We start from the raw sequence: 548 nt of genomic DNA, 5'->3' as shown, positions 1-548 counted from the left end.
ACTTCCTAGAAGAATGATGCTTTAGCAGACTTATTTATCGAGGCAGAGCAGTTTGACGAAATAGTTGAGACACTCAAGTATAAAAAGAATATTATCCTTCAAGGCCCTCCTGGAGTCGGCAAAACCTTCCTTGCCAAAAAGCTCGCTTATACGCTTATTGGTACAAAAGACGAATCAAGAATAAAGATGGTGCAGTTTCATCAGTCGTATTCCTACGAAGATTTTATACAAGGATTAAGACCCGATGGTGACGGTGGTTTTAAGCTCAAAAATGGTGTCTTTTATGAGTTTTGTAAAATGGCGCAACGCAATGCAGGAATCGACCATTTCTTTATTATTGATGAAATAAATCGTGGAAATCTAAGTCGTATTTTCGGGGAATTACTCTTACTTAATTGAAACGATAAGCGTGGACGAGCCAACGAAATTCCATTGACTTATGGTGACAAAGATATACGTCAAACGGACATAAGACATAGAGAAGCGATTCTCGCAGGTTTTATGGAGCCGATAGGACTGGTGTTCACCTCTTCCCATCTCGAACAGAG

Annotated in this window: 1 protein-coding gene; it reads left to right on the top strand. The window is 39.8% G+C overall.

Going from position 1 to position 548, the window contains the following annotated elements:
* The first annotated feature begins 36 nt into the window (after positions 1 to 36).
* On the top strand, positions 37 to 399 hold the full coding sequence (locus tag BWI92_RS26505) for an AAA family ATPase (protein WP_217903508.1): 363 nt from the start codon (positions 37 to 39) through the stop codon (positions 397 to 399).
* Positions 400 to 548: the final 149 nt, after the last annotated feature.

The sequence above is a fragment of the Flectobacillus sp. BAB-3569 genome (assembly GCF_002270355.1).
Taxonomy (GTDB): Bacteria; Bacteroidota; Bacteroidia; order Cytophagales; family Spirosomataceae; genus Flectobacillus; species Flectobacillus roseus.
The sequence above is the reverse complement of the archived record's forward strand: the minus strand, read 5'-3'. Positions and strand labels throughout refer to the sequence as shown.